The organism is Novosphingobium endophyticum, assembly GCF_014640675.1.
GTDB lineage: Bacteria > Pseudomonadota > Alphaproteobacteria > Sphingomonadales > Sphingomonadaceae > Novosphingobium > Novosphingobium endophyticum.
This window is the reverse complement of sequence record NZ_BMHK01000003.1, coordinates 163,717-184,429: the sequence shown is the minus strand read 5'-3', so window position 1 is coordinate 184,429 and position 20,713 is coordinate 163,717. Positions and strand designations below refer to the sequence as shown.

Below are 20,713 nucleotides of genomic sequence, written 5' to 3'. Positions count from 1 at the left end.
CTAGCCCAGCAGCACCGCGCGAATGGCGTCGACATCGATATGATCGTGCTCGGCGATGGCGACGAGCGTGGTGCGCCGCGCCTCGTCAGGGCGCCACGGGCGGTCGTACTGGTGGCGCACCCGCGCACCCACCGCCTGCACCAGCAGCCGCATCGGCTTGCCGGCAACGGCGGCATAGCCTTTCACGCGCAGAATATTGTGATCGCCGGCCAGCGTTTCGATCCGCGCGACAAGGGCTGCGGGGTCGGCGATCTCGTCCCATTCGATGACGGTGCTGTTGAAATCGTCATGCTCGTGATCGTCATCACCATCATGGTGTGATGGGCGGGCTGCGATGTCGTCCTCGGCAGCGGCATCAAGGCCCAGGATGATCTGCGGATCGACCACGCCTTCGGTGAGTTCGATGACCGGCACAGAGCGCGGCGCTTCAGCCGAGATGATGGCGCGCGCGGCGGCGACGCCCTCGGGGCCGGCCAGATCGACCTTGGTGAGCAGAATCATATCGGCGCAGGCGAGTTGATCCTCGAACACCTCCGACAGCGGCGTTTCATGGTCGATGTTCGGATCGGTAGCGCGCTGCGCATCGAGCGCGGCCACGTCAGGTGCGAACCGTCCTGCCGCAACGGCCTCGGCATCGGCCAGCGCCAGGACGCCGTCCACCGTGATCCGGCTGCGGATCGCAGGCCAGTCGAACGCCTTGAGCAGCGGCTTGGGAAGCGCCAGGCCCGATGTCTCGATCAGGATGTGATCCGGGCGCGGGTCGAGTGCGAGCAGCTTCTCGACCGTGGGGATGAAATCGTCCGCCACGGTGCAGCAGATGCAGCCATTGGCCAGCTCGACCATGTTTTCCGCCGGGCAACCGGGAATGGCGCAGGATTGCAGAATGTCGCCATCCACCCCCAGCGTGCCGAATTCATTGACCACCACCGCCAGCCTGCGACCGTCGGCATTGCGGATCAGATGGCTGATGAGCGTGGTTTTCCCGGCGCCCAGAAAGCCGGTAATGATCGTGACCGGTACCTTGGACAGGTCGGACATGGCAATTCCCCCGCGCGCCGGAGCGAGACACAGCGGGGCTTGCCGGACATGTCCGGTCGCCGCGCGACGACGGGCGGGCGCGCCGAAAGCACCCGTTACCACGCGACCGTGCAGCCCCAGCCACACAGCTTCGTCGCTCAGACGGAGAGTTACCGTGCCGTGATCATCCCCTGGATCAGGCAAGAGCGACCGGTGCGCCGGCAGGTCTCCTGGCTCGCGGGTCACAGCTTGATGCACGCCTTCCCAGACTTGCGCCGATGCGCTGTCCAGTGGCTGCCCCTGCGTTCAGGAGCATGTGCATCGCGCTATCCGCTTACAGTTGCAGGGACAGCCGCGGATTTGGGAGCAAGCTCCCGCACCGCATTCCCGATTAAGCCCCTTGCGGGGCACCGGCGCGATCATCGAAGGGCGGGTTCCCCCGTTCCTTCACCGGGCGCCCTAGACGAAAACGGAAGACAAGCCAATTGATGTTGTCGCTTGATTCTCTTCACGTCACGATTTGGCCAAGCGGCCGTCCTGGCCCCAACGTATTCGCTCGCGGGACGTGATGCCGAGCGTTTCCTTGCCCTGTCGTTGGCTGACAGGCGCGACCGGTCAGGTAACGACCGAGACCTCGATTTCATCGAAACGCTTCCAGCGGTAGATCGCAAAACTTGCCAGCCAACAGAATATGAAAAGTCCGATGATAGCGAAGCCGAGGTTGTTGAAATTCTCACCCAGTTCAGCGGCGACCCGCCACGGCGTACCGGTAAGGCCAAGCTTGTCGCCGATTAGCGCGAGTGTTTCGATCCCGCCAATGACGATGGCCACGACAGCCGAAATCAGGGTGATCGTGATATTGTAATAGAGTTTGCGGATGGGCTTCACGAAAGCCCATTCATATGCGCCCAGCATCACCACCCCGTCGGCCGTATCGACCAGGGCCATACCGACGGCAAACAGCATCGGCAGGACAAGGATCGTTTCGATCGATAGCCCGTTCGCGGCCTGGCTGGCGGACAGACCGAGAATGGCGACTTCCGTCGCCGTGTCGAAGCCGAGGCCGAACAGGAAACCCAGCGGGGCCATATGCCAGCTCTTGTTCACGAGACGAAATATCGGCCTGAACAGCCTGGAGAGCAGTCCGCGCGAGCCCAGCAGCAGGTCAAGATCTTCATCGACGTAGTCGCCGCCCGCGCGGACATGCGCGAACGTCTTCCACACGGACCTGAGGATCACGAGGTTCATCGCCGCAATCGTGAACAGGAACAGTGCGGAGACAGTCGTCGCGATAACGCCACCGATGTGTTTGAACGATTCGAATTGCGCAAGCGCGCTTGCAGCGAGCGCGATTGCGACCGCGGCGACCATGACGATCGACGAATGTCCGACCGCGAACCAGAAACCCACGGCGATGGGCCGCTTCCCATCCTGCATCAGCTTGCGGGTTACATTGTCGATAGCTGCAATATGATCGGCATCGACCGCGTGACGCAGACCAAGACCCCAGGCGAGCAAAGCAGTGCCCAGCATCAATGGCTGGTCGTGAAGCAGGCTGAACGCCCAGATCCACACGGCAATGTTTGCAGCGACCAATCCAGCGGACAAGAGACCGATCCGTCGGCGCAAAGATCGGGAAGCCGATGCGGCAAATGGGATCATGACAGACTCCGTGAGCGAAGGAAAAAAGGATGGCGACGCATCCACCGCCGGATACGCCGCATGTCGCGGCCAAGCTTGCGCATGCCCATCCAGGCTCCGGTCGCGCAGACCAGCGTGACAACCGCTAGCAAGGGCAGGATGATGATGTGCCGCAAAGGCCCCTGGCGCAGGCCGGGCACATCGAAGCTGTGCGGCGCATTCCACAACCAGCGCTCGGCGCGTCCCGTGCCATCCACCGCACGCAGCAAGGCGCCGGATACCGCGTCGATATAGAGGCGCGTGACTTGAGGATCGGCCAGCACAGCGCGCCACACGGGCAATCGCACCGGCCCTTTGTGTGCGTAGTAATAGCTGTCGCCCTCGGACAGCAGGACAAGCGACGCGACGCGAGGGCCCCCGTGCAATGCTGCCGCGACTTCCGCTCTGGTCAGGATCGCGGGCCTGCCCGAACGGTTCATTCGCACCATGCCCCCATCGGCGGTAACAGCGACAAGCGCCATTCTGCCTCCGAGCGGCGCGCTTTCCACACGGACGGTATCGCTGGGGAGCTGGTGCATATTGGCCAGCGCGCCTTGCACGTCAGCCCAGTGCAGCGGCCCCGCTAGGCGCTGACGCTCGATGCGGCCGGCGTCGCTGTCGAACAATCCCCAGGGACTCATCGAGAACAGGCCGCTCCCGACCCAGGTGAGTGTGAGCAGGCCAAAGATCAGTCCTGCCATATGATGCCACCACCACAGGCCGCGATAAGGCGAACCGATCGTTCCATCCGCGCTCCGTCTTAATCGGCAAATGCCGATCCAGATCCCGGTTACGGTCAGGAAGCAGCCGATGAGCGACGTCCAGATGACGACCTGGCTCCAGGCGGCGGGGTTCTGGCGCAGCATGGTCGGATAAAGCCAGTGTGGCACGGCGCCCAGCCAACCCCAGAAGCGCTCGAAACGGGTCGTTTCCTGAACGACTTCGCCGGTCAGCCCAGCGATATAGGCCGTCGATCCCGCAGCGTCGTCATAATCGACCCGGTAAAGCGGCCGGTTGGCGCGAAAGGCCTGGACGGTCCATTGATCGACGGAAATCGGCGTTATTGCCGCCACAGCTCCATCAATCCCGAAGTTGCGCCCGAATTCCAGGCCGACCTTGGCGAGGCCTTCGCGGGAAAACGGCGCCAGCGGGGCGCCAGACTCGAGATCGTAGCTCTGCGGCGAGGCGCGCATCTGTGAGATCGCGCGGCCATCCCCCTTTTTAGGCACGACCCGCAGCACGGGTTTGCCCGCGACCATTTCCAGCCGGGCCGAGGCCAACGCGGCATCGGACCTCAGAGGAATCACCGCCAGACTGCTGCCGACCGGCACACGCAGGGGAGACAGACCCCGCAACTGCTCGGCCGGCAGCATCCTGGGATAATCGACGTAAAGCATCACGAACCCGGTGAGGCACCAGAGCGTCATCACAACGCCGATGATGACGCCCATCCACCGGTGCAGCGCAAGCAGCCCGCGCAGCATGCTACCCTGCCGGCGCGGGCGTGACATCGTCATCGCAATCGTGACGCCGTGCATTGTCAGAACCGCGCGCTGACCGAAACGTCGATCGAGCGTGGCCGCCCGAGCAGCCATTGTTCGTCATTGTAGGTGGTGGTCGCGTAGGCCTTGTCGAACAGATTGTAGACCCGCAGGTTGGCCGCGACATTCTTCGTCATCGCGAACGAGATGCCGCCATCCACCACTGCGTAGCCGGGCACCCGGAACTGGTTGGCGTTGTCGGACCAGGTCTTGCCGACATAGCGCAGGCCCAGGCGCGTCTGGAAACGCGCCGTCACGTCGTAACGTAGCCACAGATTGGCGGCGGCCTCCGGCACCTTGGGCGGCGTTTTGCCATTGAACGACGTGCCTCCGGTCAGGAACTGATCGAATCGCGCGTCAAGTACCGTGCCGTTCGCCTCGATCCCGAAACCGCCAGCAAGGTCCAGCGTCAACGACGCCTCCAGTCCCTTCGCCGAACGCTGGCCCACCTGATCCTGCCTCGGCGGAAGGCTGCCGGGAACCGTCGCGAGAAGGTTCTTTTTGACGATCCGGTAGGCGGCGATGGTTGCCAGCCCGCGCCCGCCGAGGAACCTGGCCTTGACGCCTGCTTCGACCTGATCGCCAGTGGTGTTCTTGAATGCCGCCTGGCCGACGGAGAAGGTGATCAAGGAGCCCAGCGGATCGACCGCGGTGGCATATTGGCCATAGATCGAGATGGCCGGAGCAGGCTGGTAGACCGCTCCCACCCGCCAGGTGACGTTGTGCAAGGTCTTGTCGAGCCGCAACGCCTCGGTCGTCGAGCCGCCGGCGCCATGGCTCGTGACATAGCGCTTCACATTGGCATGATCGAAATTGATCCCAGCGGATACCGACAATTGATCGCTGATCGTCAGGCGATCCTCGGCAAAGAGCGAATATTGACGGGTCTGGGTGCGATATTGGGGGCGCACGCCGAACGTATTGTAATAGAGGCCCGGACCGAAGCTGTAGGGATCGACCGGCTCTGAGAAACCGGGCGGCGGCGGATCGGAATCGAAGTCGTTCGAATGCCTGAACTTGATGCCGTTGACGTCGAAGCCGACCAGCAATTCGTTCTTCACACCGCCCCAGTAGCTGCGGAGTGTCACATCGGTCTGCGCGCCGATCTGCGTCTGATCGTGATCGATTCCGAAAAAATCGAACCGGTCGATCTTCCCCGTGGCGCCATTCCAGAAATAGCTCTCCAGATTGCGCCACTTGCGATGCGTGGTCAGGCGGTAGGCGGTGCCGCGAACACGGACGGAATCGCTCGGCGCCCACTCCGCCCGGAGGGTCGTCCGGTTGTCCTTGAAGCGCATCAGCGCGTCGGTGACATTGTAGTTCCGGCGCTTGTTGCGTTCGTCCAGCTCGCCGTCGATTAGCGGCGTTCCGAAATAGCGCATCGGCTTCTGGTCGCTGTAATCGTTTGATAACGTCAGGGTCAGCGTATCGGTGGGGCGCAGTTGTACGGAACTTGAGATCGCCATCCCTTCCGAGTTTCCGCGATCGACCCAGCCATCCGATTGTGTGCGGCTGATATCCAAGCGGTAGGCGATCAGTTCGTTCACCGGGCCGCCCAGACCTGCCGCGATGCGCCAGCTGTTCTGCGAACCATATCCCGCTTCCGCCTCGAACTCGGTGCGGTCGCTGTTCGGCTTCTTGGAAATGACGTTGACCGCGCCGCCGATCGCACCCTGACCATAGAGTACCGAGGCCGGGCCGCGCAGCACTTCGATACGCTCCACCGTCCAGGGATCGGTTGGGAAGGTGACGGTGCCTGCGCCCGGATATAGGCGCACACCGTCATAAAGCTGCATCACGGAGCCCTGTCCGCTGAAGCCTCGTGCGGCAAGGCCGGTGCCGCCGTTGCCGGGATTGGCGACAGAACTGATACCCGTTGCCCGTGTGACGGCATCGACGATCGAGAGGTCGCCGCGCGCACGGATTACGTCACCGGCAAGGGTTTCGACACTGGCGGGCGTCTCCAGAATGGTGAGGCCGAGGCGGCTACCTGTTTGCGTGGGCACTTCGGCCTCATCGGTGCGGGTGCCGAGCACCAGGATATCGGACCTGTCGGCTGCCTCGGACGCATCTTCGGCATAGCCGAGAGTCGGCAAAACAAGTGCGGCAAGCGCACTGCTGGTAAGGATGGTCTTGATCACGAATAGTACCCCGGCGTCTTGCGACGTGGCCGGGGCAAACCCGCGCGAACGGGCGACACGCGCGGCGGCCGGACGCCATGGGCGACCGACGCACGTCTCCGATGCGGCCCCAGCCGCTCGTTCGTCGCTCAGACGGAGTTCACCGTGCCGCGGCCATCCCCTGGACCAAGGCAAGAGCGACCAGACGCCGGCAGGTCTCCTGGCTCGCGGGTCACAGCTTGATGCACGCCTTCCCAGACCTCGCATGATTTAGCGTCCGGCCCAGTGGCTGCCCCTTCGAAGAGGAGCGATGTACATCGCGCTATCCGCTTACAGTTGCAGGGACAGCCGCGGATTTGGGAGCAAGCTCCCGCACCGCATTCCCGATTAAGCCCTTGCGGGGCACCGGCGCGATCAGCAACGGTCGGGCTAGCCCGACCGTTGCGGCTCCGCCTAATCGAAGTGTGCGGAAATGCCAAGAGCTCATGGTGCACAGTTGCGGTGATCCACTCACCGGGCCACCAGCTCTACCTACGGGTGGAGCAACGGTCAGAATCAGACCCATGTTTTCAACGGGCGCACCCGGAGACTTGTAGTAACTGCCGGTGTGTTGATTTCCGCCGAGGACTGACCCGGTGCGGGCTTGGCAGGCCGACCGCCAGCGCGATGCCCGGACCGGCAGGCGCGGGACTTTCGTGCCGCGGGTGTTCCAGCCTGGCCAAGCGTTTCAGTTCAAAGTGAGGGCTGGGCCATGATCGCCGGCAAGCAGACCAATCGGAAGGCGGCGCACACGAAGCTGTAGTATGGCAAGGCCATCATCGTCCGCGCCTATCCGCTCCAGCCCCAAGCCCGGCTGGTCAACGCCCGCTTTCCGGCGATGGCCAGCCACCATCTGTTCGAGTCCGAGTTCTGCGACTCCGTCTCGGGATGGGAGAACGGTGAATCCCCGTGGCGACACGGTGGCGACACAGAATGAAGGCGCAACACCGCCTCGCCCGAAGGGCGAACCTCTCATTGATTTTTGAGGAAAATCTGGAGCGGGCGAAGGGATTCGAACCCTCGACCCCAACCTTGGCAAGGTTGTGCTCTACCCCTGAGCTACGCCCGCTCTGGCGTTCGAAGCCTGTCGCGTCTGCGGGCAGGCTCCGGGGTGGAGGCGCGCCACTAGCAGTGCTTCGGAAGGGCTGCAAGAGGGAAATCACAAGTTTTTGGGGCGCTCCGGCCAAACCGGCGGGAAACCGGTATTTGCCGGTATAGACCCTTCACAAACGCACGAAAAATCCCGATCTATGCCGCTACGGACAACTTTCGGGAGCAAGCATCTTGGCCAGCATGGGTCTCAACATCGACGAACAGAAGGCAGTCGACCGGTTCCGCCAGACCGTTGCCGAACCCTCGATGTCGCAGTTGGTGATTCTCGATTTCTGGGCCGAATGGTGCGGGCCCTGCAAGGCACTTACGCCGGTGCTCGAGAAAGTCGCCGCGGACTATGCGGAAAAGGGTGTGATTCTCGCGAAGATCAACGTCGACGAAGAGCAGTTCATCGCCTCGCAGTTCCAGGTGCGCTCGATCCCCACGGTCTATGCGATCTTCCAGGGGCAACCGGTTGCCGACCTGACCAGCGCGCGCACCGAATCGCAGCTCAAGACAATGCTCGACCAGCTTCTGGCGAAGCTGCCGGTGCAGCCGGCGGGCACCGAGCCGGAAGCGGATCTGGCGCCGCTGCTCGCGATGGGCGAGGAAGCGCTTGCCGGGGGCGATGCGGAGCGCGCCGCGAGCATCTTCATGCAGATCGCCGAGATGGCGCCCGACAATGCCGAGGCCCTTTCCGGGATGATCCGCAGCCTCGTCTCGGCGGAGCGTCTCGATGAAGCCGAGCAGGTGCTTGGCGGTCTTCCACAGGAGCTGGCGGGAGATGCGCAGATCGAACGCGCCCGCGCGGCCCTGCAACTCGCCAGGGACAAGCCCGACGATAGCGAGCTGGCCGCGCTGCGCGCCGCTGCCGCCGCGAATCCCGCGGACATGGAGGCGCAGCTTGCCTTCGCCAATGCCGCCTTCGCGGCGGGCGAGCGCGATGCCGCCGCCGATACTCTGCTCGCCATGATCCAGGCGGACAAGGAGTGGAACGAGGGCGCGGCACGGGCCAAGCTGCTGCAGATATTCGAGGCGGTCGGACTGGAGGACCCTTGGGTTTCGGCCATCCGGCGCAGGCTGTCGACGATCCTGTTCGGCTGACGCTGTGTGACGCGCATCACCATCTTCCCTCTGCCCGGCGCGGTGCTCTATCCGGGGCTGCAACTGCCGCTGCACATCTTCGAGCCGCGCTACCGGGCGATGGTGAGCGATGCGCTGGCGCGGGACCGCCTGATCGGCATGGTCCAGCCGCAGCGCCCGGAAGAAGGCGCGCCGCTTTTCTCGATCGGCTGTCTCGGCCGGATCGGCGATGTGGAGGCGCTGGAGGACGGGCGGTTCAACATCATCCTCGAAGGAGAGTCGCGCTTTCGTATCCTGCGCGAACTCAATGTGGCGACGCCGTTCCGGCAGGTCGAGGCCGAGCTGATCGCGGAAGATGCCGGCGAAGTGCTCTCGCCGGTCGAGCGGGCCAGCTTCGAGCGCGAGGCGCGCCGCTTTGCCGAAGCGCAGGGCTATGCGGTGGACTGGGAGCAGGTTTCGCGGCTCGATGATCTCTCGCTGATCAACGGCGTGTCGCAGATCGCGCCGTTCGATCCGGCCGCGAAGCAGGCGCTTCTCGAGGCGTCGGGCCTTGCGGTGCGGTGCGAACTGCTCGTCCAGCTGATGCAGTTCTTCGGCCGCCACGGCGAGGGCGACGAGGAAGGCGTTACCCTGCAATAGTTCCCGTGGCGATCGCCGGCACCAGCAGCACCGCCTTCACCCCGTCGATAACGTATTGCGCGGCCAGTGCCGCCAGCAGGACCCCCAACAGGCGCGTGATCACGGCCTCGACCTTGTCTCCCAGCACGCGCATGAGCGGACCCGCGGCGGCAAGCGCGGCGAAGCTCAGCAGCAGCACGAGGATCATCGCCGCCAGCACCGCAAGCGTCTGTTCAAAGCCGTGGGCGCGCGAGGTGAGCAGCATGATCGTCGCGATCGAGCCGGGGCCGGCGAGCATCGGCATCGCCATGGGAAAGATTGACACGTCCTCGACTTCCGGCGTTTCGGCGTGCTGCGCCCGGATCTTCTCGGCCCGTTCCTCGCGGCGCCGGGTGCGCTTTTCGAAGACCATGTCGATGGCGATCATGAACAGCATGATGCCGCCGGCGATGCGAAAGGCGTTGAGCTCGATATGGAGCGCGCCGAGCAGATCCTCGCCGAAGAGCGCGAAGACAATGAGAATGATGGCCGCGACGGCGCAGGCGCGCGCGGCCATGGCGACCGCCTGACGGCGCGAGGCATCGGCCGAGAGACCGGCATAGATCGGCGCGCAGCCGGGCGGGTCGATGACCACGAACAGCGACACGAAGGCCGACATGAACAGCTCCAGCATCGCGCTACTTCGCGTCCTGCGCGCTGACCTTCAGTGAGAGCACCGGCTTCATCTCGCCGTCCTTGCGCAGCGACACAGTGAGCGTGCGGGCGTAATCCGGCTCGACATGATAGGCCCAGGCCAGCGTGCCGTCGTCCGAGGAGCCCTTGCCGTCCATCCCCGCGGTTCTGGGCGGATTGCGCTTGCGATCGACACGCTCAGGCGGCGGAAGCGATCCCGGCCATGCCCCGCGGCCAGGGCAATCGGCGACCGAGGCCGAGAGCATCAGGGGCTTTTCCAGCGGCTCTTTCAGCGCCACGCCCTGATCGAGGATCCAGCCGTATTCGCCCTTTTCCTGACGTTGCCAGATCGTGGTGAAATAACCGGCCACCCCCGCCTTCGTCCACGCGCCCTGCGTGACCCCGAGCGTGCCGTCGCAGCTCATCCAGACTTCGTAGGGCTCCCACTGGACCGGCTCGGCGGGGTCGTCGCGTCCGCGCAGCCACTCCTTCGCCAGCACGGGTTCGGGTACGAACATGATCGCGGAATCGGCCATGGTCTTGCGGAACGCGCTCCACTGCCCCTTTTCGCGCGCAAGGCGATTGAAGGCGATCTCGGCGGCGACCAGCGCGCTGGGATTGGCGGTTCCCGTTCCCGGCCGGCGGCGCGGCTCGGCCTCTGCCGGGACGGTGAGAGCCCCGGCCAGCGCCATGAGCGCAAGACCGAGCGCGGCAAGCCTCAAATCGCGTCCTCTGCCAGCGCGATGCCGGCATTGCGGTGCGCGGCGACGATCGTGTTGCGCAGCAGCACGGCGATGGTCATCGGTCCGACGCCGCCCGGCACCGGCGTGATCGCGCCCGCCACTTCGCTGGCGGAAGCGAAATCGACATCGCCGACCAGCTTGCTCTTGCCCTCCTCGGCCGAGGGAACGCGGTTGATGCCGACGTCGATCACGGTCGCGCCGGGCTTGATCCAGTCGCCCTTGACCATTTCCGGGCGGCCCACGGCGGCTACGACGATGTCCGCGCGGCGCACGACTTCGGGCAGGTTCTTCGTGCGGCTATGCGCGATCGTGACGGTGCAGCTTTCGGCGGTGAGGAGCTGCGCCATCGGCTTGCCGACGATGTTCGAGCGGCCAATGACCACGGCGTCGAGACCGGAAAGCGAGCCCAAGCGATCCTTGAGCAGCATCACGCAGCCGAGCGGCGTGCAGGGCACGAATCCCGGCAGGCCCGTCGCCAGACGCCCGACGTTGACGACGTGGAAACCGTCCACGTCCTTGTCCGGGTTGATCGTGGCGATGACTTTCTGCTCATTGATGTGCGCAGGCAGCGGCAGCTGGACGAGAATGCCATCGACCGCCGGATCGGAATTGAGCCGTTCGACCAGCGCCAGCAGGTCCGCCTCGCTCGTTTCGGCGGGCAGCTTGTGTTCGAAGCTCTCCATGCCGCAGGCGACCGTCTGCCTGCCCTTGTTGCGCACATAGACCTGGCTGGCCGGATCCTCGCCGACGAGTACGACCGCAAGGCCCGCCTTGCGGCCCGCCGTCTCTTCGAACCGCGCGGCCAGATCGGCGATGCGCGCACGGAGGTCTTCGGCAAAGGCCTTGCCGTCGATAATCGCCGCGTCGCCCATCAGGCGTAGGCCCGGGCCAGGTTACCGAGGATGATCTGGAGGACCGTCAGGCCGATGATCAGCACCATCGGCGAAAAGTCGATTGCGCCGGTACTGGGCATGAACCGCCGTATCGGTCGCAACAGCGGTTCGAGTATGGCGTTCAGCGCCTGATAGACCGCCGCCACGAACTGGTTGTGCGTGTTGATCACGTTGAAGGCGATAAGCAGGCTGAGCACGAACTGGATGATCACGATGAACACGATGATGTTCACCAGGTAATCAATGATCTGGTAGAGGGTAAAGAACAGCAAACGCCCGCTCCCTTTGATGTCTGGACCGGCGCCCGGGAGGCGCCTCGCCGCGCTGATAGCCGAGCAGCGACCGCCCGGGCAAGGGCGCTATCCACCGCCGGCCGACACGCATCGACGAAGATTTTACTGCGGCAGCGTGGATGTCCGTGCGATGCGCCAGTTGAGCTGCTCTTCGCTGGCCCCCGGCACGTTGTTCGCGCGGCGGAGGACGATCGTGCCCCGGCGCGAGGGTCTTCCGTCCGCGAAATCGATGACGATCGGCGCCTCATAGTAGACAGAGCCCGCCGCGCCCGAGGTATCGCCCTTGCCGACCGAGACCTTGGGGCCGCCATGGCCGCCGAATTCCTGCTCAAGCCTTTCGGCTGTCATCTGCGCATCGAGGCTCCAGGCCCTGGCGGCATCCTTCCAGTTGCCGATGCGGATCGCGTTGGTGTAGAAACGCAGCAGCCGCTCGGGGTCGCGGCGCTCCTTCAGGGCCGCCATGTCGAGGTTGGCGGCGAGCGCCGAACTCGCCGTGCCCGATGCATCTGCCGAGGGAACTTCCGCAACGGTCGCCACTTCGGTTGCCTCGCCGCTCACCACGGCCGAGGGCTCGGCCACCGGCTGCTCGCGGTCGCAGGCGGAAAGCAGCAGCGCGATTGCCGGAACGACGGCGGCAAGTGCGGCTTTGAATCGCATGGTCTGTGGGATGCCTTTCAGATCGTGTGTCCCCCCTCGCAAAAAATGCCTAGCCCGCACGGATCAGCGTGCCGGCACCTTCCTGCGTGAACATTTCCAGCAACATGGCATGCGGTACCCGTCCGTCAAGCACGACGGCGGCTTCGCATCCGGCTTCGACGGCATGGACGCAGGTTTCCAGCTTGGGGATCATTCCGCCGGAAATCGTCCCGTCCTGCTGGAGGCGGGTGATATCGGCGGGCCGGAGGTCCGTCAACAATTCGCCCTGCTTGTCGAGCACGCCGTGAACGTCGGTCAGCAAAAACAACCGCGCCGCGCCGATTGCGGCGGCGATGGCGCCGGCCATGGTGTCTGCGTTGATATTGTAGGTCTCACCGTTGGGACCGGGGCCGATCGGGGCGATGACCGGAATCATGCCGGCGGCCGAGATGGATTCGATCACTCGCGTATCGATGCTGTCGGGTTCGCCGACGAAGCCGAGATCGACGACCCGTTCGATATTGCTGTCCGGGTCCTTGCTGGTGCGCTCGACCTTGCGGGCGGTGACGAGGCCGCCGTCCTTGCCGGAAATACCCATGGCCTTGCCGCCTGCCTTCGCGATCCAGCCGACGATCTCCTTGTTGATCGTGCCCGAAAGGACCATTTCGGCCACTTCCGCCGTCGCCTTGTCGGTAACGCGCAGCCCGTCGATGAAGCTGCTCTCGACCCCGATCTTCTTGAGCATGGCACCGATCTGCGGCCCGCCGCCGTGCACCACCACCGGATTGATGCCCACGGCCTTGAGCAGCACGACGTCCTCCGCGAAGTCGTGCGCCAGCTCGGGATCGCCCATGGCGTGCCCACCGTACTTCACCACGAAAGTTCGCCCGGCGTAGCGCTGCAGATAGGGCAGCGCGTCGACGAGGGTTTCGGCCTTGGAGAGCAGGGCGGGATCGTGCGGATTCGGCATGGCAAGCGCTTTAACCGGCTTGGCGCGGATTTGAAGGGGTTTTCGGGCTATTCTCGCTCTCAGCCCCGGCACCGGGCGGCTAATTCGTGGCGAAGATGCGCTCGCCCGCTTGTTTCTCGGCCCGTCCTGAGTGATGTTCACACCGGAGGACGCCATGAAGCCTGAAGAGTTCCGCGAGCGCTACGGTCCGGTCGCCCTGGTGACAGGCGCCTCTTCGGGCATCGGCCTTGCCATTGCGGAGGAACTGGCCGCGCGCGGCCTGGACCTCGTGCTGACGGCGCGGCGCACCGATCGGCTGGAGGCCATCGCCCAGCGCCTGCTCAGCAAGCAGGGCGTGCGCACCCGCGTGATCTGCGCCGACCTGGCCGACCCCGATGCCCCGGCGCGCCTGCTGGCCGAGACGGACGGGTGCAACGTCGGCCTTGTCGTCAGCAATGCGGGCTTCAATATCAGGGGCGCCTTCGAGACCAGTGACGCGTCGGCCATGGCCGCAATGCTCATTGTCAACTGCCACGCGCCGATGCAGCTCGCTCACGGCTTCCTGCCGCGTCTCAAGGCGCGCGGGCAGGGCGGCATCATGTTCACCGCATCGGTAGAGGGTCTGGTAGGCTGCCCTTATTCGACCGCCTATTCGGCCTCGAAGGCGCTCGTCGTCTCGCTGGGGGAAGGGCTGTGGGGCGAGTGCATGGGAACCGGAATCGATGTCCTCACGCTCTGCCCGGGCGCGACCGAGAGCGAAGCCACCGAGGGAATGCAGGGCCTGCGCAACCTGCAACCTGCCGCCGAAGTCGCCCGGCTCGCGCTCGATCATATGCGGGAGGGGCCTACCTACGTGCCCAATGAGCATTACCGGCAGATGTTCGAAGGCCTGCGCGCCCTGCCCCGGCGCGAGGCGCTGGCAGGCATGGCGCAGAACATGAAGAACCGCGCTTGAAGCCTCGCGGTGATAGCCGTGTATTGCCCAAATAGACGGCTTGCACGCGAAGAGTAATGCAGGCAGCATCGCCTCCAGCAAACATGGAGGGAAGCCATGGACGACCCCAAGCCCACTCCCACGCCTGCCAATCCCGGGTTCGAGTTCAACAACCCGACCATCATCAGCCTGCTCTACCTGGCCTCGTTCGTCACCGGCATCACGGCCATTATCGGCGTCGTACTGGCCTTCGTCTGGCGCGGCGAGCCCAAGGCGGACTGGGAAGTCTCGCACTACCAGTATCTCATCAACACCTTCTGGATCGGACTTGTGGGTTCGATCGTCGGCTTTCTGCTGCTGATCGTGCTGATCGGCCTTCTGGTCTGGGCGGCCGTGGCGGTGCTGGTGATCGTGCGCAGCGTGATGAGCCTGCTCAACGCGCAGAAGCACATGCCGATGCCCAACCCCTCGACCTGGCTGGTCTGATCCCAGGCCATCTCCAGTCAAAGCACCGCCCGGACGGGGATTCGCGTTGTCCGGGCGGCACCTGACCGGCTCGTCCGCCGGCAGCCTGCCCGGGTTCGCGCCGGGCCGGGCATAGCTCCCGATATACTCCATGGCGGCCTTGGATTGCATGAATAGGGCCGTAGGCGGAGGTTCAGGGTCGGGTTTCCGGTACCTGGATAACCGCCGATCCGGGCTTCGCGTTCCCGATCCCGTTGTGAATTTGTGACCCGGAATGTCGCGTCAGGCGAATCTTTATTTCGGAATGCTCACGACGCCATGCGTTTTGTGCGATGCGGAGTCCGCTCGATCAATAGAAGCGCGCATCGCTCTTATGAAGTACGACATTATTTTAACTTGCGCCCTGCGGCTATTCGCGATGTTCTCAATGACAGTCGCGGCCTCCCGAATGCCACTGTGCAGATGACGCCAGTTTTGCAGACCGTCGCAAGAACATAATCGTGTTGCGATCCTGCAGGACAACCGAACCCCCCGCGGCGTCCCGGGAGGCTTCTTCCGGCGCGACAGAGTGTCGCGTCCGCCGCCGCTCCCGGAGATCCAATCCCCTCCGGGGGCGGCGGTTGCGGCGCTGTTCCGCGTATCTGTCGCGGTTACCGGTACTCGAACCCGCCCTTTGGTTGAATTTTCAGTGAATTCTGTTGCATGGCGGTCATCAGATAGGCGCCGACCAGCATCGGCACTTCCAGCATTTGCTGCTCCGTATAGGTTTTTGCCAGCGTTTCCCAGGTCGCGTCTGACATGCAGTGATCGCCTATCAGTTCCTCCACGGCCCGCAGCAGCGCGGCCTCGTGTGCGCTCCAGCCCGGGGCACTCGAACCTTCGATCACGCGCTCGATTTCCTCGGAGGTAACGCCGAAGGCCTTGCCGATGTCGATATGCTCGCACCATTCGAACGGCGCGCGGGCAAGGAGCGCGACGCGCAAAATCGCCAGCTCGCGCTCGCGCGCCGGAATCGTGCCCTTGGCGGCCAGTTCGATGCCCATGACCATCTGCCCCTTGAACATGCCAGGATGGCGCAGCGTTATCAGGCTGACGTCGGGGAAGGGGCGGCCCTCCGGGATGTGGAAGGCGGTGCGGATCGCGTCGACCTGCTCCTGTCCCTCGGGTGAGACTTCCTCCAGCTTGAGAGGGGCATAGCGCGGTCCGCCGGCAACGGTCTGCGCAACGCGCGCGGCGGCATCGAACTCGTACTTTCCGGTAATCACTTCGCCCATTTGCATTCCTCGATTTCTGGTAAAAGGGGGTTTTGACCGTCAGCCGGCCGTCTCGTCGAACGGAGCCCAGCGTTCCATGTGTTGCAGATAGTCCGCAAAACCTTGCCGCACCTCGCCGTAGTCGAGCCCGAACTTCGATGGATCGGGCTTCGTCATGCGTTCGCTGGCCGCATTGTCCTCCCAGAACGCCTGCATCGCCTGCTCGAACTCCGGCGAAACGTCCTGTTCCAGCCAGCCATAGAGGCCCTTGACCTCGCCGACCGGGTCGCGCTGCATGGCGCGGAAATGAATGTCGTAAAAGCGGTGGTCGTTGCCCCGCTCGCGAAAGGCGATGGCGCGGCGCATGGCCTCGGACCAGCAGCGCACGTTGAGTTCGCCGATATAGGCGTAGTCGGGGCTGTCGGTGAATTTCCCGATGATGTCGGCATAGACCGTCGCCACCGAGAGCATGACGTCGGTGGGGTCGCGATGGGTCATGACGAACCTGGCATCGGGAAAGGCGTTGTCGAGCGCATCGAGGTAAAGCATGTGCGTCGGTGCCTTGAGCCGCCAGGGCCTTGGTGTTTCGCCCCATTGCAGCAGCTTGAGCACGCGCTTTTCGTAGAGGTAGGTCGAAGTGTGGTCCGCCTCAAGCAGCCAGTCCGAATAGCGCGGGATCCGGGCAAGGGCCTGGAAGATCTGGCTCCTGAAATCGAGCGCCATCAGGTCCTGGCATTCCATGGCGCCGTCGATCCCGGTGGGCGTGCGCTTGCCCCCCTTGAGGCTGTCGTCGAGCCCCCCTGACGAAGCGCCTCGGCGCGGATCCGCTCCCACGACTGTCGAGGGCGGCGGGCAGGGCTGCGCGCTTTCCCAGACGCGCAGGTAGCGAATGCCGGGATCGCTTGCGAGCAGAAACGAGAGCGCGGACGAGCCGGTGCGCGGCAGGCCGATGCCGAACAGCGGGGCGTGGATCACTTCCCCGTCGATCTCGGGATGCCGGCGATACCAGTCTTCGACCTGCAGGCGCTGCGTGAGGTAGAGGAGTATCCTTTCGCGCAGCACGCGCTCGCCCAGCGTATTGAGCCGGGCTTCGGTGTTGAGCGAATCGACCAGGATCTCCAGCCCCTCGCGAAAGCTGTCCTCGCCGAAGTCTTCGAGACCGGCTTCGGCCTTCGCCAGTTCGATCAGTTCCTTGTGACTTTCCATGCCCTCCGGCCGTTCCCGCGCTTGGCTCGCCGGTTTTCCGGTTCAGGCCGGCACTATGCGCGCGGCCCGGCGAGAGCGCCAACCGCCTCGGCGATGATCGCGGTAAGGCTGTTCAGCCCCGCGCGGCGCGGACGGCGGCACCGCCGGCGAAAGGCGCGATGGCCAGAAGGACGAGGCTCGCGGCGGCGGTCAACGCAAGGCCGCTCTCACCCGCTACCGAGAGGCTGCCTGCACCGAAGATCAGCAGCGGCACTGCCATGGGGATGACGAGCAGTCCCGAAAGCGCCGCGCCGCCGCGCAGGCCAGAGGTCAGCGCGGCGACGGTGACGCCCAGCGCGGCGAGGCCGGGGGTACCGGCCAGCAAGCCGATCTCAACGATCCGCAAGGATTCGGCATCGAGGCCCAGCAGCGCGGAGGCCGGGAGCGTCGCCAGCATCAGCGGTGGCCCGAAGCTGAGCCAGTGAGCGAGCATGCGCACGGCGATGACCATCTCCTCGGAGATGCCGCGCAGCGCCCACTGGTCGAACATGCCCTGTTCGATGTCGGGTTCCACCAGCCGGTCGAGCGGCAGGATCGCCGCCAGCAGCGCCGCGACCCAGATCACGCCGCCGCCGGTCCGCGCCAGCAATTGCGCATCAGGGCCGACCGCGAAGGGATAGAGCATGGCGACCGAGAGGAAGAACAGGACCGGCAGCACCGCGCCGCCGCCGCGCCCACCCACAAGCAGGCGTGCCAGGTCGCGCCTGAGCAGGGTGCCGAAGCGCCCCGTCATGCCGCGTAGTCCGCCAGCGCCAGCGTGCCCATGCCCGGCAGTTGGAAGGCCTGGTGCGAGGCGACGAGAGCGATCCCGCCCGCGCCGCAATGTTCGGCGGCCAATGCCTCGGTAAGTTCCATCGCGTGCCCGTCCAGCCCGTTGAGCGGTTCGTCGAGCAGCCAGATCCGCGCCTTCTGTCCGATCAGACGCGCAAGCGCGGCGCGCTTCTTCTGACCGGTCGAAAGGTAGCGAACCGGCACGTCGAGGAGGCCCGCAAGCCCGAGCCGCCCCAGTTCGTTGTCCGCTGCCCCGTCGATCCGCTGCCAGAAGCCCAGCGCCTTGCCCAGCGGCAGGTGCGGGTCGAGGGCGGGGCGTTCATCGACGAGCCCGATTGCGCCCCGCGTCTCGATGTTGCCGTCGAAGGCCGGGGCAAGCCCGGCGACGATGCGCAGGAGGCTCGATTTGCCGATCCCGTTGCTGCCCGCAACCCGCAGGGCCTCTCCCGCGTTCATTGTCAGGGAGAGGCCGCGAAACAGCACCCTGTCGCCGCGACGGCACGCGAGATCCCGGACGGCGATAAAGGCCTCTTGCATGGAGGCAGGCGATAGTGGAAAGGCTGCGCACTGCCAAGGAGACGGTGATGGCAATCGTGCGACTTTCGGATGTCCAGAGGGATGAGGCGCTTTCCGCCTTGCCCGCGTGGGCGCTGCGGGAAGATGGACGGGCCATCACGCGCGAGCTGAAGTTCGCCGACTTCAACGAGGCCTTCGGCTTCATGGCCCGCGTCGCGCTCCATGCCGACAAGGTCGACCATCATCCCGAGTGGTTCAATGTCTACAACAAGGTCGCCATCGCCCTGACGACGCACGAGGCCGGCGGCCTCAGTCAGCGCGATCTGGACATGGCGGCGTTCATCGACCGTCTCGTCCCGGCGGCCTGAGCGGACTTTCGGCCGGGCCCTGATGGAACGGAGCTTCCTGAACCGGCCGCTCTCGGTCGCGCTGGATTTCGCGCGCTTCGGTGCCGCGCTGCTGGTCGCACTGGGCCATGCCGTGCAGCTCGGACTTTACGGCGGCGATTTCCCGTTCGGCGTGCGGATGCAGCACTACTGCGTCACGGTATTCTTCGTGCTCTCCGGCCTCGTCATCGCCAGCTCGGTCTCGGGCGGCCGATCGGACCTGCGTCGCTTCGCGATCTCGCGAATCTCGCGCATCCTGCCGGTGGCGGTCCCGGCGCTGCTGTTCGGCCTGCTCTCTGCCTATGTGCTGGCCGGGGCTCACCATGTGCCGATCGACAACAGCCCCGAGGGAGCCGCCGAGGTGGCGGAACGGTTCCTGCCGCCGCTGGCCTTCGTCAGCGCCTGGCCGGGGATGCCGGCCCCGGTCTGGAACCCGCCCTATTGGTCACTGTGCTACGAGGTCTGGTACTATGCGATCTTTGCGCTGGCCTTCTTCCTGCGCGGTTGGGGGCGCTATGTCGCCACCGGGCTGGCTTGCCTCACCGCCGGCCCGTCGATCCTGCTGCTCATGCCGGTCTGGCTCGTCGGCGTCATGCTGGCGCGCGGCGGCCTGGCCTGGCGTGTGCCTCTTGGAACGGCGCCGCTGGTGCTGGTCGGCTGCCTGTGGCTGGTGGTTCAGCTTTTCGAGGTCGACATGGCGGTGTTGATACCGCTGCTCAAGGCATGGTGGCCTTTCGAACTCAAGTGGTCGGTCTGGGCCATCGCCGACCTTGCCATGGCCCTGATCATGGCGCTCGCGGTCATGGCGGTCCGGCCGCTGGTCGCCGCGTTCGAACCGCAGGTCATGCAGCTGCGCGGCATTGCCCAGGCGCTGGCGGGGTTTTCCTTCACGCTTTACCTGTTCCACTGGCCGCTGATCCAGCTCATGCGGTCGTGGGGGCTGGGCGGAACGAAAAGCCCGCTCATCTTTATCGGTTTGCTCGTGTGCGTCGTAGGGGCTTGCGCGGCGATTTCGGTGCTTACCGAGCGGCAGTCGCCGCGCCTGCGCCGCTGGATGGAGGCGCGCTTCCCGCCGCGCGGAAATTTGCCCGGCGGCGTCCTGCCGGCCTGACATCAGAGCGCGGCGTTATTGTAGCAGTGCCAGGTGAAGATCGCGGCGGACCCCCGGTGCGGCCGCCAACCCTCCGCAAGGACGCGGGTTTCCTTCTCGCTTGGCCGCGCCTCGAGCGCCAGGATCTTGTGCAGGCCGGCCTGCACGGCAAGATCCCCGGCGGGCCAGACATCGGGCCGCCCTTCCGCGAACAGCAGGTAGATTTCCGCCGACCAGCGGCCGATGCCCTTGATTCGCACCAGCTCGGCAATCGCCGCCTCGTCATCCGCGGGCAGGTCTTCAAGGTCGAGCGCGCCGGCGACGACCAACTCGCACAGTGACCGGGCATAGCCCTGTTTCTGACGCGAGAGGCCGCAGCTGCGCAGGGCATCGAAATCGGCCGCAAGCAGGTTTTCGGGCGGAAGTCCTTCGCCGAGCAGCGCTTCGAGCCGGTTCCACACCGAAGCCGCGGCCGCCACGCTGACCTGCTGGCCGACGATGGTGCGCAGCAAGGTCGCATAGCCGGTCGGCCGGATTCGCGGCTCCGGGTAGCCGGCGAGGTCCAGGGCACGGGCAAATCCCGGCTCGCACCGGGCCAGAGTGTCGAGACCAAGCTTCAGTGCGTCCGCGTTCAAACCCATTGCGTCGATTACCTTGCAAATGCCCGGCTTGGCTAT

21 protein-coding genes, 1 tRNA gene and 2 riboswitches are annotated in these 20,713 nt (G+C 65.0%); of the genes, 6 read left to right on the top strand and 16 right to left on the bottom strand.

The window, feature by feature from the left end:
- The 5 genes from cobW to IEX32_RS03630 all read right to left on the bottom strand — a co-directional run bounded on the left by cobW (position 1) and on the right by IEX32_RS03630 (position 7,466).
- Entirely contained in the window at positions 1-1,038 is a 1,038-nt protein-coding gene (gene cobW, locus IEX32_RS03650) for a cobalamin biosynthesis protein CobW (RefSeq protein WP_188768500.1), read from the bottom strand.
- A 182-nt stretch (positions 1,039-1,220) separates the two neighbouring features.
- Positions 1,221-1,447: riboswitch (cobalamin riboswitch) on the bottom strand.
- A 185-nt stretch (positions 1,448-1,632) separates the two neighbouring features.
- Entirely contained in the window at positions 1,633-2,679 is a 1,047-nt protein-coding gene (locus IEX32_RS03645; protein ID WP_188768499.1) for a HoxN/HupN/NixA family nickel/cobalt transporter, read from the bottom strand.
- Positions 2,676-4,292 (bottom strand): PepSY domain-containing protein, encoded by a 1,617-nt coding sequence (locus IEX32_RS03640; protein WP_308421019.1) that lies wholly within the window; start codon positions 4,290-4,292, stop codon positions 2,676-2,678. Before IEX32_RS03640 ends, IEX32_RS03645 begins: the two co-directional genes overlap by 4 nt.
- Entirely contained in the window at positions 4,238-6,379 is a 2,142-nt protein-coding gene (locus IEX32_RS03635) for a TonB-dependent receptor (protein ID WP_229735864.1), read from the bottom strand. The genes IEX32_RS03640 and IEX32_RS03635 overlap by 55 nt, the downstream gene beginning before the upstream one ends.
- A 172-nt stretch (positions 6,380-6,551) precedes the next feature.
- A riboswitch (cobalamin riboswitch) is annotated at positions 6,552-6,783 on the bottom strand.
- A gap of 608 nt (positions 6,784-7,391) precedes the next feature.
- Positions 7,392-7,466: transfer RNA gene (locus IEX32_RS03630), tRNA-Gly, on the bottom strand.
- 224 nt (positions 7,467-7,690) lie between these two features.
- On the opposite strand from IEX32_RS03630, the gene IEX32_RS03625 reads away from it, so the two are divergent.
- Both IEX32_RS03625 and IEX32_RS03620 read left to right on the top strand, forming a co-directional pair.
- The gene (locus IEX32_RS03625; protein WP_188768567.1) at positions 7,691-8,593 is read left to right on the top strand and encodes a tetratricopeptide repeat protein; all 903 of its coding nucleotides are present in this window, start codon (positions 7,691-7,693) and stop codon (positions 8,591-8,593) included.
- A gap of 6 nt (positions 8,594-8,599) precedes the next feature.
- On the top strand, positions 8,600-9,211 hold the full coding sequence (locus IEX32_RS03620) for an LON peptidase substrate-binding domain-containing protein (protein WP_188768498.1): 612 nt from the start codon (positions 8,600-8,602) through the stop codon (positions 9,209-9,211).
- On the opposite strand, the gene IEX32_RS03615 is transcribed toward IEX32_RS03620, so the two are convergent.
- From IEX32_RS03615 to argB, 6 genes are all read right to left on the bottom strand, one after another.
- Positions 9,198-9,863: a MarC family protein gene (locus IEX32_RS03615; RefSeq protein WP_188768494.1), complete on the bottom strand. Its 666-nt coding sequence runs from the start codon at positions 9,861-9,863 to the stop codon at positions 9,198-9,200. The two genes, IEX32_RS03620 and IEX32_RS03615, sit on opposite strands and share 14 nt — an antisense overlap.
- A gap of 4 nt (positions 9,864-9,867) precedes the next feature.
- Positions 9,868-10,584 (bottom strand): hypothetical protein, encoded by a 717-nt coding sequence (locus tag IEX32_RS03610; protein WP_229735862.1) that lies wholly within the window; start codon positions 10,582-10,584, stop codon positions 9,868-9,870.
- Positions 10,581-11,477, bottom strand: coding sequence for a bifunctional methylenetetrahydrofolate dehydrogenase/methenyltetrahydrofolate cyclohydrolase FolD (gene folD, locus IEX32_RS03605; protein ID WP_188768492.1), 897 nt, complete (start codon positions 11,475-11,477; stop codon positions 10,581-10,583). Before folD ends, IEX32_RS03610 begins: the two co-directional genes overlap by 4 nt.
- Positions 11,477-11,770 (bottom strand): YggT family protein, encoded by a 294-nt coding sequence (locus IEX32_RS03600; RefSeq protein WP_188768490.1) that lies wholly within the window; start codon positions 11,768-11,770, stop codon positions 11,477-11,479. Before IEX32_RS03600 ends, folD begins: the two co-directional genes overlap by 1 nt.
- 123 nt (positions 11,771-11,893) lie before the next feature.
- A complete protein-coding gene (locus IEX32_RS03595; protein WP_188768488.1) occupies positions 11,894-12,448 on the bottom strand; it encodes a hypothetical protein in 555 nt (184 codons plus the stop codon).
- A gap of 49 nt (positions 12,449-12,497) precedes the next feature.
- The gene (gene argB / locus IEX32_RS03590) at positions 12,498-13,397 is read right to left on the bottom strand and encodes an acetylglutamate kinase (protein WP_188768487.1); all 900 of its coding nucleotides are present in this window, start codon (positions 13,395-13,397) and stop codon (positions 12,498-12,500) included.
- 154 nt (positions 13,398-13,551) lie between these two features.
- Here argB and IEX32_RS03585 point away from each other — a divergent pair, with 154 nt between their 5' ends.
- Positions 13,552-14,331, top strand: a complete 780-nt coding sequence (locus tag IEX32_RS03585; RefSeq protein ID WP_188768486.1) for an SDR family NAD(P)-dependent oxidoreductase — start codon at positions 13,552-13,554, stop codon at positions 14,329-14,331.
- A gap of 96 nt (positions 14,332-14,427) precedes the next feature.
- The gene (locus IEX32_RS03580; RefSeq protein WP_188768482.1) at positions 14,428-14,796 is read left to right on the top strand and encodes a DUF4870 family protein; all 369 of its coding nucleotides are present in this window, start codon (positions 14,428-14,430) and stop codon (positions 14,794-14,796) included.
- Between the two features lie 629 nt (positions 14,797-15,425).
- Here IEX32_RS03580 and IEX32_RS03575 read toward each other — a convergent pair.
- The 4 genes from IEX32_RS03575 to ccmA all read right to left on the bottom strand — a co-directional run bounded on the left by IEX32_RS03575 (position 15,426) and on the right by ccmA (position 18,581).
- Positions 15,426-16,049, bottom strand: a complete 624-nt coding sequence (locus tag IEX32_RS03575; protein ID WP_188768480.1) for a carboxymuconolactone decarboxylase family protein — start codon at positions 16,047-16,049, stop codon at positions 15,426-15,428.
- Positions 16,050-16,088: 39 nt separating this feature from the next.
- Positions 16,089-17,234, bottom strand: coding sequence for a sulfotransferase family protein (locus tag IEX32_RS03570; RefSeq protein ID WP_188768470.1), 1,146 nt, complete (start codon positions 17,232-17,234; stop codon positions 16,089-16,091).
- Positions 17,235-17,346: 112 nt separating this feature from the next.
- Positions 17,347-18,006 (bottom strand): heme exporter protein CcmB, encoded by a 660-nt coding sequence (locus IEX32_RS03565; RefSeq protein ID WP_188768468.1) that lies wholly within the window; start codon positions 18,004-18,006, stop codon positions 17,347-17,349.
- Positions 18,003-18,581: a heme ABC exporter ATP-binding protein CcmA gene (gene ccmA / locus IEX32_RS03560; protein WP_188768466.1), complete on the bottom strand. Its 579-nt coding sequence runs from the start codon at positions 18,579-18,581 to the stop codon at positions 18,003-18,005. Before ccmA ends, IEX32_RS03565 begins: the two co-directional genes overlap by 4 nt.
- A gap of 47 nt (positions 18,582-18,628) precedes the next feature.
- Here ccmA and IEX32_RS03555 point away from each other — a divergent pair, with 47 nt between their 5' ends.
- Positions 18,629-18,928, top strand: a complete 300-nt coding sequence (locus IEX32_RS03555) for a 4a-hydroxytetrahydrobiopterin dehydratase (protein WP_188768464.1) — start codon at positions 18,629-18,631, stop codon at positions 18,926-18,928.
- Between the two features lie 22 nt (positions 18,929-18,950).
- Positions 18,951-20,057 (top strand): acyltransferase family protein, encoded by a 1,107-nt coding sequence (locus tag IEX32_RS03550; protein ID WP_188768462.1) that lies wholly within the window; start codon positions 18,951-18,953, stop codon positions 20,055-20,057.
- 2 nt (positions 20,058-20,059) lie between these two features.
- Here IEX32_RS03550 and IEX32_RS03545 read toward each other — a convergent pair whose 3' ends face one another.
- Positions 20,060-20,677, bottom strand: a complete 618-nt coding sequence (locus tag IEX32_RS03545) for a DNA-3-methyladenine glycosylase family protein (RefSeq protein ID WP_188768460.1) — start codon at positions 20,675-20,677, stop codon at positions 20,060-20,062.
- Positions 20,678-20,713: the final 36 nt, after the last annotated feature.